Genomic DNA, 15,469 nt, shown 5'->3' with positions numbered 1-15,469 from the left:
TAACGTTGTTCTTCCGTAAGTTTTGTTGGTTGCCCAGGAGAATGATCCATTTCTAAACCTGTGAGTCCTTGGGTCTGATAGGCTTGCCAATAAATACTGATCGTTTGACGTGCACGACTAAGTAGCTCACCTATGTCCTCAAAAGTATGGCCTTCGAGGCGAAGGCGAACCGCTAAATATCTTTCGTAAAGTCGTTTATCTGAAGTTTGTTTCATCGCTGTATTCAATTGCTCAATCTCTTTGTTACTCATTTTCATCGCCGCCTCGAGTTTATTTACTAGGTATTACCCGATTTGGCGACGAGAAAATTATGTTAGTTTATTAAATGCGTTCTATATAGTTGGAAAAACGTCACTTAGATTCATGCATTTCGCACCATTAGCCATCTTTGAGCTGAAATAAGTGGCGTTTTTCACCTAAATGGTCTTATCAATGAAAAATAATAAAACTAAGTTGCAAAAATCCAACTAGATTTCTGAGGCGCATAGAATAGGCAGATTACAACCTGCCGCGTCTCATCCGGGCAGAGCCCGGCATCCCTTTATACATTAGACATCAAGCAGCCGTAACCGCAGCTGCCGCCTCAGCTGTACAGCAGCTTCAGCACCCGCAGGCCCGTGCCGGTGCTGCGGCTGTCCCGGCGCCCCGTATTACGGATCGTAATCCGCATTAAGGCGCGCTCCGCCTGCACCGGAAACATGAACGGCACCGGACGGTAAGCACCCGGGCACCATTCATCAAACAGATTAACCTCCGTAAATACTCCGCCGTTAAGCGAATACTCAAAGCTGCCGGAATCCGGCCCGCACAGCAGGACAATCCCCGCACGCTGTCCGGTCACCTCAAAGCTGAAGCCGCAGCAGGATTATCTGTCCAGGCATGCACGGTTGAGAACCGCCAGTTCATCAGCGGCTCACCGGGCGGAAGCTGCCCTACACGAAAGTCCAGGGAATACGAGGCAAAGCTGCAATCAAGCATTGCACCGTATTCATAATTGCAGCGGTCGAGCGGAACAGGCGGCAGAAGATTTTCCGCCGCCGGCTCACCAGGAGAACAGTCTCCCAGCAGTGCCTGTTCCAGATACCTCCTCACAAAAGCTGCATATAGCGCATGTCCTTCATCCAGCGGATGATAGCCGTCAGGAGCGCACTGCTTCCAGTCCAGCTGTCCGGCCTGGATCATCGCATATACCCCCGCTGCACAGTCGACCGACGGGATGCCATAATAGCCGGCCACCTCTTCATGCACCGCGATGTTGAAAGGCTTATAGCCGGTCAGGTTTTTGTCAGCCGCTGTATAGATGAAGACCAGGTCCATGTCCGGATTCAGCCGCCGGCACTGCCGGACAATCCCTTCCATGCCACGCACCGATTCTTCCCGGCCGTCCCCGTCATTCACGCTGAACTCAACGAACAGCAGGTCAGGCTCCCCTTCGTGAAACACATGCTCCGCCAGCCGGTGGGCCCCGAACGAGGAATCGGTGCCGCCGACTCCGGCATTGATGCAGCGCAGCTGGCGGCCTTCATACACCGACTGCAAGTACACGCCGGTCAACGCCCGCCAGCTCGCTGTTTCAGGCTCTGAAGCGCCTGCCCCTTCCGTAATGGAGCCGCCCAGAAAGGCAACGGTAAGCGAGGAACTGCCGGCAAGCTTCCTCCGCATGCCGGGCAGCCCCCGGCGCGGGGCAATGATTCCATTGCCGCCGCTGCTCCGGTGACTCATCTTCTCACCTCCGTTTGCTGGCAGTACAGGCTTTATTTTCATTTGGCTGAAGCATCATAGGCCTTTTGCAGAATTTCCAGGTACCGGTCCAGCTTCAGATCCTTCAGGCCTTTGACATAAGCATCCCAGTCCTTATTCAGGTCCTTGTTGCCGGTAATAAACTGCAGCTCATTCTGCTCGATGTAATTTTTCAGATTCGTCTGCAGCATGCTGGCTTCATCAATCTCTGAAGGATCAATCCAGATCGCCCAGATCGGGAACAGCTCCTTAGGCTCATGGCCTTCGTAAAGCAGGGTCGCATCATAAAGTCTGCGTTCGTATCCGTTCGATGCATAAATATCCGTTCCCTGAACCCAGGTGTCGCGGTACTCCTTAGGCATATAGAAATGCCCCATACCGCTCCAGCCCGCATTGCGCGGGGCTTCGCCCTCAGCTACCGGTATCGCCTTGATTACAGGCTTCACATCCTTGCCGAGTGCCACATCTCCCTCAGCCGGATCTGTCCAGTCAATCCCCTTCATACCGCTGGCAGCATTGGTCTGCCCCTCCGGAGTGAACATGTAATCGACCATCTTGATCAGGGCGACCTGCGCCTCTTTGCTGGCTTTGTTGGTAATGACGAACTTGGCGCCCGGTGATACGCCGCCGGCATCATGTGTTGCATAGGAGATGCCCTGCGGTCCGGTGAGCGGAGCCAGCGGATTGTAATGCGCCGAACGGGTATTGCCCGCATCGATGTTAACGAAGATTGCCGGATGCATGCCTGCGCCTGCGCCGAGGATCTCGGCCTCGGCATTTTCACCGATTTTTTTGAAGGCCTCCGCATTCTGGGTAAAGGCTCCCGGATCAATCAGGCCGGCATCGTACAACGATTTGATGTAAGCCAGACCTTCCTTCCACTCCGGCTTAATCGCTGCGGACTCCACCTTGCCGTCCGTCAAATTGAGGTAATTGCGGTCATCGTCATAGACGAAGCTGTTCATAAGATAAGGGATAATGCGTACGCCGAAATCTTCGGTTGATCCGCTCAGCGGCACTTCATCGGCCTTGCCGTTGCCGTTCGGATCCTGTGTTTTGAAGGCCTCCAGCATCTGCTTGAATTCCTCCGTTGTCTTCGGCTCCTCCAGATTCAGCTTCTTCAGCCATTCCGTATTGATCCACATTTTGTTCGGGTAGGAGCAGTGGAAGCATTCGGCATATGCTCCGAGCCCGTAAATGTTGCCGTCAGGCGCTGTAATCAGCGACTTCATTGCCGGTGTCTTCTCCATTGCCGTTTTGATGTTGGGCGCATACTGCTCAATCAGGTCATTCAGCGGAATCAGCACACCCTGCTGCCCGTATTTCAGCACATCGCCCTGGGAGAACTCGTCAATGTAGGCAGTCAGCAGATAGGCATCGGGATAATCGCCGCTGGCCAGGGAAATCTGGCGTTTCTCCTTGGCGCCGTCGGACGGATTGATCTGCCAGTCAAACTTGATATTGAATTTGTCTTCAACGTGTGCGGTGAATTTATTTGTCGGGATGTCAATACCTGATTCCTGGACGGCGAACACGCTGACCTCTACAGGCTGTGAAGCGCTCCCGGTATTAGTGCTGCCGGATGCTGTAGCGGACGGGCTGTCTGTATTGTTATTGCCCGAACAGCCGCTGAGCACCGCTGCGAATACGGTAGCCAGCATTACGAAACTTAACAGACTTTTTCTCAAAGCCGATCAACTCCCTTTTTATTGTTGGACAAGGCGAAATTTTAAAGTGCTGCTGTACTTAAAAAGAAAGGCCTCACCCCCTTGCCGCAGGCATGTTGCCTTTAGCCCTTGACTGAGCCGACCAGCATTCCCTGTACGAAATACCGCTGTACAAAAGGATAAATGACCAGCACAGGCAAAGTGGCGACGACGATCAGCGCATATTTGAGTAACTCCGCCATCTGCTGCCGCTCCACCATCGCTATTGCATCCATGTTCCCGGCACTGTTGTTCTGGATGATAATACTGCGCAGCACCAGCTGCAGCGGGAACAGATTGGCCGATTTCAGGTAGATCAGGGCATCGAAATAGGCGTTCCATTGCCCTACCGCATACATTAGCACCAGCACAGCAAGTATCGGCTTCGACAGGGGCAGCACCACACTGAGAATAAACCGCATATCACTGCACCCGTCAATCTCGCTGGCTTCAAGCAGCTCCTCAGGAATCGAGGCCTGGAAAAAGGAACGGGCAATGATCACCTGCCAGACCCAGATGGCATTCGGAATGAGCAGCGCCCAGCGGGTATCGATCAGATGCATCTCTTTCACCACCATATAGGTGGGAATCAGCCCGCCGCTGAAGATCATGGTGAAGGTAATTATCATCATTAACGCATTGCGTCCAAAAAAAGTTCTGCGCGACAGCGGATAAGCGATCATAATCGTCAGGATCACACTGATCAGCGTACCGGCCGCCGTATAAAAAATAGAATTGCCGTACCCACTGATAATCTCGGGCGTATTGAACAGCACCCTGAAGCCCTTGAAGGAAATATCGACCGGCCAGAGCCAGACCTTGCCTGAGGTGACGGCTGCCGGAGAGCTGATCGAGCTGCTGATAATAAAGATAAGCGGATACAGTACAGCGATTACCACCAGGATAAGCACCGTGTACACTGCGGCCAGAAAGATCCGGTCACCGGCGGACTCTCTGATTTTACGGGAAGCTGCGGACGAAGCTGTCATACAGAAACTCCTCTCCTACCAGATACTGTTACTGGTGATCCGCTTGGCAAGCCCGTTGACGGTAACCAGCAGCACCAGATTAATCAGTGAATTAAACAGGCCGACTGCGGTGGCGAAGCTGTAGTTGGCATTCAGCAGGCCGATCCCGTAGACGTACGTGGCAATGATCTCCGAGTTGACGATATTGAGCGGATTTTGCAGCAGATAGACCTTTTCAAAGCCGATCGCCATCACATTGCCCACATTCAGAATCAGAATAATGACAATCGTCGGCACAATGCCGGGCAGGTCCACGTGACGGATTTTTTGAAACCGTGAAGCACCGTCCACCTTAGCTGCCTCGTAGAGCGTCGGATCGATGCCCGCAAGTGCCGCCAGATAGATTACTGCACTGTAGCCGGCCGTCTGCCAGATATCGGACCACACATAAATCGAGCGGAACATCCCGGGTTCGCCCAGGAAATTCACCGATTCCAGCCCGAAAAAATTGAGCGCAATATTGGCAAAGCCCAGACGCGGTGCAAGGAACAGCATAATAATCGACACCATAACAACTGTGGATATAAAATAAGGCGCGAACGAGACCAGCTGGACGAACCGCTTGAACCGGCCGCCGCGGATTTCGTTGATCATCAGGGCCAGCAGAATCGGGATCGGGAACCCGGCCAGCAGCAGGTAGCCGCTGAGCAGCAGCGTATTTTTGACCAGCGTCCAGAACATCGGATTTTCAAAAAACAGCCGGAAATGCTTGAGCCCGACCCAAGGGCTGCCCCAGATTCCCTTTATAACGTTGTAGTCCTTGAAGGCCAGGACGGCGTTCGCCATCGGATAATACTTGAAAATAAGAAAGAACAGCAGCGGCGGAATGACCAGCAGATGCAGCTGCCAGTGCTTTAATATCTTTTTCCCGGCAGCCTGCAGTCTGGCCCGGCCGTTGCTGCGGGGCACTGTCCGGCTGCGCAGGGCTATGTCTTTTTGCAGGTTGATCTCCCCCTAAAAGTTTTGTTAGCGTATACTTCAGAGGATAGCTTCGTACAAAACTCTCTTCGGAAGCATAGGCTTTGTTTTGTGACTTTTGTGTGATAGCGCTTTCTACACGAGTTGATCATAGTGGATAACCACCGTCCCTGAACAGGTACACTTCCGTATTTTGCGTACATTTCACCCTGTTTGCAGGGGGCAGTACTTCCTGGTACGGCCTCTATCCCAGCATTTTGTAAGCGGATTCATATTATTGCAGCAAAATAGAACGGCTGCACCCTCCCTGCCGGATGATGCAGCCGTAAGCGGTAATCCATATTCAAGCCTGACCGGAGCCGGCCTCTATTCAGCACCCGATTGCCGGTACGTACTCGGTGAGATTCCAGTTAAGCGCTTGAACGCTCTGCGGAAGGAATGTGAGCTGTTGTAGCCGACCAGAGCGGCTATTTCATCGACAGTATAACGGCTGTCCCTGAGCAGAACCGCTGCACGGTCCATTCTTACCTTCACCAGATGATCGGAGTAATTGACCCCGGTCACCTCCTTGAACAGCTGGGAGATGTATTTTTCCGGCCGCTCCACATGCTCTGCCACCCGGTAGAGGGTCAGCTCGGAATCGGCGTACATTTCCTCGGTGTACTGATACATCTGCTGGACGATCTGGGTGTGGGCCGCTTTTTTCTTATTGGCAATGTAACCGCACAGCTCCTCCATAACCGTCTGGAACTCGGCTCTGATCATGTCCGGCGGCTCCGCGGAGCTGATGTCAATGATCCGCCGTCTGGCCCCCTCGAAGACAGGGGATTCCATAAAAGCCTTCTGATCCAGCAGCTTGAGAAAGGTTCCCTTGATCTCCCCGATCAGCTGGTGCTTCATCTCGACGGACAGCTCCCGTCCGCCCAGGTTCTGCTCAAAGGCCCCATCGAGAATCCGCACCGCCTCCGCCAGCTCTCCGGCCCGCAGTGTACTGATCAGCCGCTGCTCGGTATCGAGCGGATAATAATAAGTGCTGCTGCTCTCAAGCTGTGCTTCATGCACCCAGAGAACCCCTTTATTGTTCGTATAGACCGCATACTCCAGCGCCTGCTTAGCCTGCTCGAATGAGCCGCTGACCTCCATAGCCGAAGGGAAATAACCCCCGAAGCCGGACTGGATCGAGATCCGGTATTCCTTCAGGACGAACTGGGCCAGATTCTCCATAATGCCAGTAATACGGGCTTCCTGCTCCGGTGCAGGCCCTTCCTCCCCTGTCTGCGCAAAGAACAGGACGACGATTTTATCCGAGCCCAGGTCCGTTACCGGCAGGCTTCCGGCCATGGATATAAACGCCTGCTTCACCAGCAGCCTGGCCGCGTTCAGCTCATTCAGAATTTCCACACTGTCCATCCCGTTATATCCGCTGATCAGGATAACTCCGGCATATCCGGCTCCCTGATCAAGCCCGATATCGGCCTGGGCGGCTGCAGAGACGATTTCTTCCCGCGACTCGAATTCCCCGGCAATCAGCCGCTTGACAAAAGCGTCCCGCACCAGCGGAAGCTGGCGTGTAAGCTCGCTTTCCAGCAGCCTGTTCTTGGAAATCATATCGGCGATATTTCCGCTCAGGAAATCGAATTCGCTCTGTTCTGCCGTTTCCTCCTTGCCGAACTGCTCCTTCATCACGCTGATCAGCCGGTTGATCGGAGCACTGTTGCGGTAAGCCAGCACCAGACCGGCCAGCAGGCCGAGGAACAGTGTACCTCCGGTGATCAGCCAGGACGTATACTTGATCCTGTTGGCGTCCTCCATCAGGCTGCTGCGGGGAATTCCGGCCTGGTACACCCAGCCGTTCGTATCCGAAGCGGTCGTAATGACCAGATCGTTCCGGTAGAACTGGCTGACCTTCCCGGGATCGAACGAAGCGTCGGCGTGCAGATCCTCCATATAGGGTTCATCCTGCCCCTGCAGCACAATCGTTCTGCCCTGCGCATCGCTGATATGGACCCAGCCCCCGTAGCGTTCGGTCAGGCCGGAGAGGAGGCTGGCAATAATTTTTTCGTCAATCATTACAACCACTACGGCAGGAGATGAATCGTTGAAGCTGTCGAGCGGCAGCGACTGCATATAGGTAATAACCGAGGTCTGTACACCCTTGCCGACAAAGGCGCTAAGCGGCCTGATTTCGCTGCGGTGTGTTTGCTGGAGCACCTCCGTCCGCCACTTTTCAAGCGGCAGCTCATTATAATGATAGATCTCATAATAATGCTCCGGACGGTAGGAAGAGCCTGAGGTCAGCACCAGGTCATAGTTGGCGAGATAAATATAATAATCCTGCAGAAAATCATTGGTCTGTCCGAAGGTGAGCACATTGCGCATCGTTCTCCAGATCCCGTAGACGTTCTTTTCCCCGCTTCTTTCATTCAGCAGCACATTCAGCTCCGGGTTGATTGCCAGCTGCCGGGTCAGCCCCTCCACTTCAGCCATCCGGCGCTCCAGCAGCTCCTGGCTCTTCTGCAGCTGGATTACGCTGTTCTCAATGGAGATGGATTCCGTTACGGAAATGGAGGTACGGTAAGACATATAACCGCCAATGCCGGGAATGATCAGAATCACCATATAAGAGATCAGAAATCTGCGGAATATCTTGGAGTACTTGAGCATGGATTCATTCCCCTCCCGATTGATAGCGCTATCATTATATAAGCTTAAAACAATTTGCCCGGCAGTCAAGTCCCTTGTCAGGCGCTGCCCTGACTGAATCGGCATTAGGCTATCTTAAACTTAGCTGATCCTGTAGCCTATTCTATTGCAGCTTCTGCTGCACAATGCTCGGTTTCTCCAGCTTTCGGGCTTCTGGCTGCCCGGCGAAAAAAGGAGCCGCTGCCGGCTCCTTTACGCTTTGCTTCCTTGCATTTTTTCTCATACCGGTACTTAACGGTGCCGGCAAAAGCATCAACGGCTCAGCTCTTCCCCGCCCCCGCTCTTTTCCGTGTAGGTGTGATCCATCGAAGCCTCCAGAATATCCCCGAAGGCCCAGTGTGTGAGCGGAACATCGCTCCATGGGGAGGCATCCGCACCGGATAACGGTCCTCTGCCGAGCGCCCTGTTTACGGCAGTCACTGCTTCAGCACGGGTCACCGGCTGGCCGGGGCGGAAGGTGCCGTCAGCATACCCTTTCAGGATGCCGGCTCCCTGCGCCTGCAGGATAGCGGATTCTGCCCAGTAACCAGCCGCAACATCACTATATCCGGCTCCAGGCGCCGCAGTAATATTCCCAAGCAGCACTACGAGGCTGGCCAATTCTGCCCGGGTAATCTGCCGGTCCGGCTTGAAGCTGCCGTCCGGATACCCGTTCATCAGCCCCATGGAGGCTGCACCGGTTATAGCCTCTACCGCCCAGTGACCGGCCTTTAGATCACTGAACGCCGGTGCTCTCCCCCGCTTTCACGGTCAGCTGCCTTAACCAGCAAAGCCGCCATCTCAGCCCGGGTAATCTTCTGCTCCGGTTTAAATAATCCGTCAGGGTAGCCGCTGATATAGGCTGCATGCTGCTTCACGGCATCCGGGTCCGCTGCCGGTGACGCGCTTGGCACAGGCGTAGCGGAAGGCGTTGCCGACGGAGCTGCCGTTGCTGCCGGAACCCCTCCCGGAACAGCGGTCTCTGGTGTCGGGGTTGGAGCCGGTGATGCTGTAGCTGATGGTGCAGGCGTTGGCTGCCCGCCGGGATCTGTAGGCTCCACGGGACCAGCGTCTCCGCCGCCGACAATATAGCTGAGCTGGTCGCTGAGCATCAGGCTGCCTGAGGCTTTAACCGCCTTCAGCACATGAACCCCGCTGCTTAGGCCGCTCAGGCTGAAGAGCTTCTGCAGAACCTGCCGCTCACTGCCGGAGGCACTGACTGTCTGGATGAATTCGCCATCCAGATAGATATCCATGTCGCCCAGTCCAGGCCCCTTGGGTCCGCTCATGGAAATACCGGTTCCGCTAAACGTATACTCCAGATAATCCCCGTCAGCTTCCGTATAGTGGACATCATTCAAATAATCTCCGTTAAAGGCAAACGTCAGCTGGAGCGTGCCTTCCGGCTGTGCAGCCAGAAACTCCTGCTTCACTGTTACCGTATCGCCTGAAAGTGTATAATCCGTCTCTTCAGCCAATGTATAAGCGCCCTGGCGGATTCCGCCGAACAGGGAAGGCTGACGCAGCAGCTTTACCTCCAGCCCGGCTGGCGCAGACTTGTCGAAGACAGCCTCCACCGGATTGATCAGATCGGGGATTTCCACCTTCAGCATATCCAGCAGCATGAAGCTGCCCGATTTCTTTACCGCCTTCAGGGTATGAAGCCCTTCGGGCAGTCCTGTAATGCTGTACAGGTTCTGCTGTGCCAGACGCCCGTTATTGTAGGCACTGACCGTCTCCTTGAACTCCCCGTCGATGTAAATATCCATATCGCCCTGGGAGGCGTCTTTCTCGGTATACAGCTGGATGCCCGTACCGTTGAAGGTATATTCGAAGGAGTCGCCATTCTGCTCGGCGTACTGTACATCATCCTTGTAATCGCCCATTCCACGGCCTGTGCTTCGTGACCACGAGCCATTGTATACAATAGCCGGATCGTCATTGTTAATGAACGAATAGCGGACCATAGCCGAGCCCGTGATGCTTATCTCAAGCACCGCACTGGCGCCTCCGTCGAACGTAAAGGTCAGCTCCGCTTTACCTGAAGGCAGATTATACAGGTAATCCTTACGGATAGTGACCCCGTCACGGCTTACTGTATAGTCTCCGCCCTTTGCCAGCAAGGCTGTGCCGTTTCTGACCTCCTGCAGGGAGTCACTGCCCGCCGGAAGGCTAACGGACACATCCGCCTGTTCGCCCGGCGCTTTATCGAATTCAGCTGACGCCGGGTCAAGCAGCCGGCTAACGCTGATTTTCAGCGCATCCAGCAGCATGTATTGGCCTGAGCCCTTCACTACCTTCAGCGTATGCTCTTCATCAGCAAGACCCTTCACACTGTAGACAACCTGCTGGGCTTCCTTGGACCCCGGTGTGTAGGTGCTGACCGTCTGCGGGCTGGCTTCATCGTCCAGGTAGACCAGGATATCCCCTTGCGAGGAATCCTTCTCCGTCAGCAGTTCAATGCCCGTTCCCTTAAAGGTGTATTCAAAATAATCACCGTCCGTCTCGGTATAGTGAACATCCCCCCGGTAATCCCCGTGGGTTCTGCCCGACTGCGAGGACCAGGCTCCGCTGTAGACAATGCCGCTGTCGCTGTCATTGATATAGACCGCTTGCGTGACTGTCCCGCCGCCGGGCTCAGTTGGAGTTCCGCCGCCGGGAGGCTGCGTTGATTCAGTGATCTTTATAGAGATGTCCTGTGAAGCAGGAGTCTGCTCCTTGCCGCCGTTCCGCTTCCAGGAGCCGGTATAGCGGACATTCGTATCATCATCGTTGACAATGGATGTTCCGCTCTTGGCCGTAACCTTGAGCAGCCTTGAGGCATGCGGCTCCAGCGTTCCGCTGCTGAAGCCGGTATCGAATGTCCCCAGCTCGCTGCGGCTCCACAGATCACGGACAGAGGCCGGCCCCTCCAGCCCGATGTCACTCCAATCCACATCCACTGCGGCGCTGCGGCTGCCCAGATTGAACAGGGCCACGTTGTAAGTCCCGTCACCGTTATTGGCATACCAGACCTGCTGCTGGCTGTTCATTGACACCGGATGCGCCGGATGTCCGGCCTGGTTGACGGCGATGACCTCCTCATTAGTCAGCAGCTGCATTCCGAAATCATCCAGCCGGGTCATATCATTGCCGATATAGAGCTGCGCCGCCGACACTGCCCAGAAGGTCATGGCTGTCTGCCGCTCATCCCGCGTAAGTCCGTCCATCGCACCGTTGCCGACATTGAGGGAATCAAAATCATTCCAGCCGCCGGGGCCGGCTTCCCTCCACCAGATCGCGGCCTCAGGGAACAGGCGGGCGATATTGGCCCACTGGGTCAGCCCGACACTGCTGTCATAGGACTCCACATCCCAATGGATCCGCCAGCCGTTGGCATACTGCTTCCAGAAGTCCGCGTAGTTGTGGTCAAGCGCCCATGACAGCTCAAACCAGATATCATGCCGGTCCAGCGCCTTGGACCAGGCCTCGACATCCCCGCGCGCATCACGGCTGAGATTATTGATGCCCGAGCCTGGAGTAACGCTGTCGAACTTCACGAAGTCGATGCCCCACTCGCCGAGAAGATCGGCGATCGAGTCCACATATTTTTGGGCACAGGGATTAGTGAAATCAATTTTGTAAGTATAGGAGTTCCAGTAATCCATAACCGTCAAAGGCTTATAGGTGATGTCCTGTATTCTGCACTCCCCGTTGGTGCCGTATATTTCGAGATTCTGGTTATAGGCGTCAATCGATACACCCGGAATCAGATAAATCCCGATCTTCTGGCCGTTGTTATGCACATAGTCGATAACGTCCTGGAACCCGTCCGGATAGCGCTCTGCGTTAGGTATTGGCCGGCCGTATTCATCCATGCCGCCGTTCCAGCCTGCATCAATATTGATATATTCATAGCCGTAGGCCTGGAGCTTCTCGTGCATGGCATCAGACTGCTCCTTGATGCGCTCTGCCGATATCCAGTTACCGGATGGTTCATATACCTGCATGCTGTAGCTGCTCCAGCCCATATACGGCTTCTGGGCCAGCGCTTTGTCCGCTGCTTCTGCCACATTCCCTGTGATTCCCGCTATTCCGGCCTGTACAGCTACCATCATGCAGAGCAGCAGACTGACCCCGATCCTTTTAGCCAAAGACTTCAAATTATCCCAGCTCCCCTCGCAGTTTATAAAGCGCTTCCATTAATGAATGGAAATGCTTTCCGTACGAGAAAATCATAGAGGCATACGTCCGGCTTGAACAGGTACATCTGCGGTACCCGGCGTACAGCATTCCCGGTTTACAGGGGGCAAATGCCGCGGGAACAGCCATTTTTCCCTCTATGCCAAAAAACCCCGCGGAGATTATCGCCCTCCTGCAAGGTTCAATGGGAAAACTGCTATATTTGCCGTTACAATGTTCCTGCAGTCTGCTTCCGGCCTTCCGGCTGGCCAGCCGTATAACGCTGTCTTACTTCCTCCACCACATTACGCAGGCGGTCGCAGGTGGCGAGCAGCTGGTCAACCTCTTCCCGGCCCACCTTATTAATGATTTCATTCAGGATACCTGAATAACGGGCCATCCGCTCCCGGAATACTGCCTGCCCCTCACCGGTTAGGCTGATATATACGGCTCTCCGGTCGGCCGGGGAAACCGTCCGCCGGATAAAGCCCTTGTCCTCCAGCGCACTGATGGTCTGTGAAGCGGTAGGCCTGCTGATCTGCAGCAGCTCGCTTAACCTGGAAACCATGATGCCGCGGCACTCCGGCGAATCCGGCCGGGCCTCCTCTTTTTTCATCATCACATTGATCATGAACATCATCAGAAATTCACCGTAGGGAAGCGGATCATTCCAGTTCGTACGGTTCGTTAAACTTCTGATATTCTCAAGTACCTTCAGCAGCTGCTCTTCCTGATGATTCTGGGAATCCATAAGATACCTCCGTGTATGGTATAGTCAGCCCGGCCGTTACATCGCCCGAAATACAGCATCATTCAGCTTCTGCAGCAGATGCCCCAGCTGTTCACGTTCCGCTTCACTAAAGTCCTGCAGCAGCTGCGCGAACTTGTCCCGGCGCAATTCCGTATCACTCTTCAGCGTCTCAGCGCCCAGCTCTGTCATCTCCAGCGTATAGGCTCTGCCATCCTGCGGATCGGGAACGCGGAACACATAGCCTTTTTGCTCGAGGGCTGAGGCTTGCCTGCTGATTGTTGAAATGTCCAGATGGAACTCATCGGCCAGGGCCTTCACGCCGGCGGAGCCGTGCGATGCAATCTGATGCAGCAGCAGATAGGCCGAGTGATCAAGAATCCCATACTTTTTGTAAGTGCTGATGGAGATCAACCGGCGGCTGAGAATGGTCATTTCCAGTTCAATTGCTTCTAGCGGGCTTCGTTCCATAATGTGCAGCAGCCTCTCTTTCCTGCATATTCCGATATTTATTGACTTCAAATTCGCAGCTTGTATAATACAAGTATATAGTTTCATTATACAAGTTATTTCAGCAAAAGCTAGTCCATTCACAGGTGGGGGAACCTCATGAAAGCTCATGAAATCATGATTCGGCAGGTATACAAGGTGAAGGAATACGATACCGTGCGTACCGTTATTGAGAAATGCCTGGAGCACCGGATCAGCGGCATGCCGGTCATCAACGACCGGAACGAAATTGTTGCCTACATCAGCGACGGGGACATCATGCGGTATATCGGAAAGCACGATGATCTGATCGTTGATTCCTTTTTCCAGATCAATGTGATTAAAGGCGACGAGGATGAATTCGAGGAACGGACCCGGCGGCTGCTGAACCTCAACGTCATGTCCATCGCCAAGAGAAAGGTGACCACGGTAGCCTGGGACGAGGATGTTGAACGAATCGCTGCAGTTCTGGGCAAAAAACAGATCAAAAAGGTTCCGGTTGAACGCAACAATGTGCTTGTCGGTATCATCAGCCGCGGGGATGTCATCCGCCATTCTTTTAAATCCTTGTTATAGCAGCAGGCAGTAGCACAAAGAGACCGCCCCGGCTCAGGACGGCCTCCAGTACATTATTCTTTTAACAACGTAAGTTACAGCTTGAGCAGCTGATCCACTTTGACCGGCAGTCCGGTGGCAATCGACTGGTTAGCGGCAATGCCGGTCAGAATCGACTGGGCACCGTCAATGTGCGAAGCTGCCCGGTTAAAGCGGTCATCCGCCGGACGCTCGAAAATATCGCGCAGCATCACCGGGTCCCCCCCGCCGTGTCCGCCTACGCCTTCCTCAATCTCCACCTCATACGGGGCAGCAAACTGCGGGAAAACCGTAATCTGCTTGTCTTTTACCGCACCCTCCTGATCCTTGCCGCCTCCGGCATTGACGTAGGATTGCTCCACAACCTTTACCTCCATCCGGCCTTTGGTGCCGTTGAATACTATATTGAAGCCTTCCCACGGCAGGTAGGCATTCAGGGAGTAGTTCATGATTGTCTTGTTCTTGTATTTGACCATAACGCCCATGGTATCCTCAATGCTGATATTGTCGCCAAAAACGCTCTGGTCGCGCAAATACCCGTCCTCGTGCTCGGTGTCCAGATACATCTTTTTCAGCTGCTCATTGTCCTTGAGATGCAGGGCAAACGGATCATTCTCTGCCGCCTTGCTTCCGTGCACCCGCTGGTAGAACTCGGTAACCCCGCGCTTCTCGGCATTCTCCCGCCCGTAGAAACGCAGATCGCCCATCGCAAATACCGTATCCGGCTGCGAGCCGAGCCAGAAATTCATCAGGTCAAAGTGATGCGTCGATTTGTGGACCAGCAGCCCTCCGCTGTTGCGCTTGTCGCGGTGCCATCTGCGGAAATAATCCGCACCGTGCTGCGTGTTAAGCAGCCATTCAAAGTTGACGGACAGCACCTCACCGATCGCCCCGTCCATCAGCAGCTCGCGGATTTTGGTGTTGTGCGGCGCATAGCGGTAGTTGAAGGTTACGCGCAGCTTCTTGCCGGTGCGTTCGATTGCACCCAGAATTTCCTTGCATTTTTCCACATCCGTGGTCATCGGCTTCTCGGAAATCACATCACAGCCCAGCTCCATGGCCCGGACAATATAACGGTGGTGCGTGCGGTCAACACTGGTTACGATCACGGTATCCGGCTTCGTCTCTTCGATCATTTTATCAAACTCATGGGCCTTATACGCTGGAACAGCATGGTAATTATATTTGTCCGTCAGCAGGGTATTCACGTAAGCCATTCTCGCCCCGTTGACATCACACAAGCCCACGATCTCCGCGGTCTCCCGGTAATTCGTTATAATCTCCCCGTAAAAGAATTCGGCCCGGCCGCCCGTGCCCACAAAAGCATATTTCTTGCTTCCCACTGTAATCACTCCATCGCTATTGTTTTGAATGCGTTTACTACGTATATTGTATAGTATAAA

Annotated in this window: 13 protein-coding genes; 1 reads left to right on the top strand and 12 read right to left on the bottom strand. The window is 54.1% G+C overall.

Going from position 1 to position 15,469, the window contains the following annotated elements:
- From AWJ19_RS04040 to AWJ19_RS03990, 11 genes are all read right to left on the bottom strand, one after another.
- Positions 1 to 251, bottom strand: a 251-nt coding sequence (locus AWJ19_RS04040) for a helix-turn-helix domain-containing protein (RefSeq protein WP_198536463.1), incomplete at its 3' end; no start/stop codon positions are given.
- Between the two features lie 332 nt (positions 252 to 583).
- The gene (locus AWJ19_RS04035; protein ID WP_068721774.1) at positions 584 to 841 is read right to left on the bottom strand and encodes a hypothetical protein; all 258 of its coding nucleotides are present in this window, start codon (positions 839 to 841) and stop codon (positions 584 to 586) included.
- Positions 838 to 1,722, bottom strand: coding sequence for an SGNH/GDSL hydrolase family protein (locus AWJ19_RS04030; RefSeq protein WP_068721772.1), 885 nt, complete (start codon positions 1,720 to 1,722; stop codon positions 838 to 840). The genes AWJ19_RS04035 and AWJ19_RS04030 overlap by 4 nt, the downstream gene beginning before the upstream one ends.
- A gap of 38 nt (positions 1,723 to 1,760) precedes the next feature.
- Positions 1,761 to 3,428, bottom strand: coding sequence for an extracellular solute-binding protein (locus AWJ19_RS04025; RefSeq protein WP_068721770.1), 1,668 nt, complete (start codon positions 3,426 to 3,428; stop codon positions 1,761 to 1,763).
- 101 nt (positions 3,429 to 3,529) lie between these two features.
- Positions 3,530 to 4,435: a carbohydrate ABC transporter permease gene (locus tag AWJ19_RS04020; RefSeq protein ID WP_068721768.1), complete on the bottom strand. Its 906-nt coding sequence runs from the start codon at positions 4,433 to 4,435 to the stop codon at positions 3,530 to 3,532.
- A gap of 15 nt (positions 4,436 to 4,450) precedes the next feature.
- The gene (locus AWJ19_RS04015) at positions 4,451 to 5,383 is read right to left on the bottom strand and encodes an ABC transporter permease subunit (protein WP_241781592.1); all 933 of its coding nucleotides are present in this window, start codon (positions 5,381 to 5,383) and stop codon (positions 4,451 to 4,453) included.
- A 375-nt stretch (positions 5,384 to 5,758) separates the two neighbouring features.
- Positions 5,759 to 8,056, bottom strand: coding sequence for a helix-turn-helix domain-containing protein (locus tag AWJ19_RS04010; RefSeq protein ID WP_068721766.1), 2,298 nt, complete (start codon positions 8,054 to 8,056; stop codon positions 5,759 to 5,761).
- A gap of 291 nt (positions 8,057 to 8,347) precedes the next feature.
- Positions 8,348 to 8,761, bottom strand: coding sequence for an S-layer homology domain-containing protein (locus tag AWJ19_RS04005; protein WP_068721764.1), 414 nt, complete (start codon positions 8,759 to 8,761; stop codon positions 8,348 to 8,350).
- 44 nt (positions 8,762 to 8,805) lie between these two features.
- On the bottom strand, positions 8,806 to 12,216 hold the full coding sequence (locus AWJ19_RS04000) for a X2-like carbohydrate binding domain-containing protein (protein ID WP_068721761.1): 3,411 nt from the start codon (positions 12,214 to 12,216) through the stop codon (positions 8,806 to 8,808).
- 248 nt (positions 12,217 to 12,464) lie between these two features.
- Positions 12,465 to 12,986, bottom strand: a complete 522-nt coding sequence (locus AWJ19_RS03995; protein WP_068721759.1) for a MarR family transcriptional regulator — start codon at positions 12,984 to 12,986, stop codon at positions 12,465 to 12,467.
- A 36-nt stretch (positions 12,987 to 13,022) separates the two neighbouring features.
- Positions 13,023 to 13,454: a MarR family transcriptional regulator gene (locus AWJ19_RS03990; protein WP_068721757.1), complete on the bottom strand. Its 432-nt coding sequence runs from the start codon at positions 13,452 to 13,454 to the stop codon at positions 13,023 to 13,025.
- Positions 13,455 to 13,592: 138 nt separating this feature from the next.
- On the opposite strand from AWJ19_RS03990, the gene AWJ19_RS03985 reads away from it, so the two are divergent.
- Positions 13,593 to 14,048: a CBS domain-containing protein gene (locus AWJ19_RS03985; RefSeq protein WP_068721755.1), complete on the top strand. Its 456-nt coding sequence runs from the start codon at positions 13,593 to 13,595 to the stop codon at positions 14,046 to 14,048.
- Between the two features lie 74 nt (positions 14,049 to 14,122).
- Here the strand turns inward: AWJ19_RS03985 and AWJ19_RS03980 are convergent, their stop codons facing one another.
- On the bottom strand, positions 14,123 to 15,409 hold the full coding sequence (locus AWJ19_RS03980; RefSeq protein ID WP_128083489.1) for a Gfo/Idh/MocA family oxidoreductase: 1,287 nt from the start codon (positions 15,407 to 15,409) through the stop codon (positions 14,123 to 14,125).
- Positions 15,410 to 15,469 lie beyond the last annotated feature (60 nt).

The sequence above is a fragment of the Paenibacillus sp. DMB5 genome (assembly GCF_001517085.1).
GTDB lineage: Bacteria > Bacillota > Bacilli > Paenibacillales > Paenibacillaceae > Paenibacillus_AQ.
The sequence above is the reverse complement of the archived record's forward strand: the minus strand, read 5'-3'. Positions and strand labels throughout refer to the sequence as shown.

Coding starts and splice junctions, on each gene's coding strand:
- AWJ19_RS04030 (WP_068721772.1), bottom strand. CDS start 1,722: ATGAGTCACCGGAGCAGCGGCGGCAATGGAATCATTGCCCCGCGCCGG.
- AWJ19_RS04020 (WP_068721768.1), bottom strand. CDS start 4,435: ATGACAGCTTCGTCCGCAGCTTCCCGTAAAATCAGAGAGTCCGCCGGT.
- AWJ19_RS04010 (WP_068721766.1), bottom strand. CDS start 8,056: ATGCTCAAGTACTCCAAGATATTCCGCAGATTTCTGATCTCTTATATG.
- AWJ19_RS04005 (WP_068721764.1), bottom strand. CDS start 8,761: ATGGGGCTGATGAACGGGTATCCGGACGGCAGCTTCAAGCCGGACCGG.
- AWJ19_RS03995 (WP_068721759.1), bottom strand. CDS start 12,986: ATGGATTCCCAGAATCATCAGGAAGAGCAGCTGCTGAAGGTACTTGAG.
- AWJ19_RS03990 (WP_068721757.1), bottom strand. CDS start 13,454: ATGGAACGAAGCCCGCTAGAAGCAATTGAACTGGAAATGACCATTCTC.
- AWJ19_RS03985 (WP_068721755.1), top strand. CDS start 13,593: ATGAAAGCTCATGAAATCATGATTCGGCAGGTATACAAGGTGAAGGAA.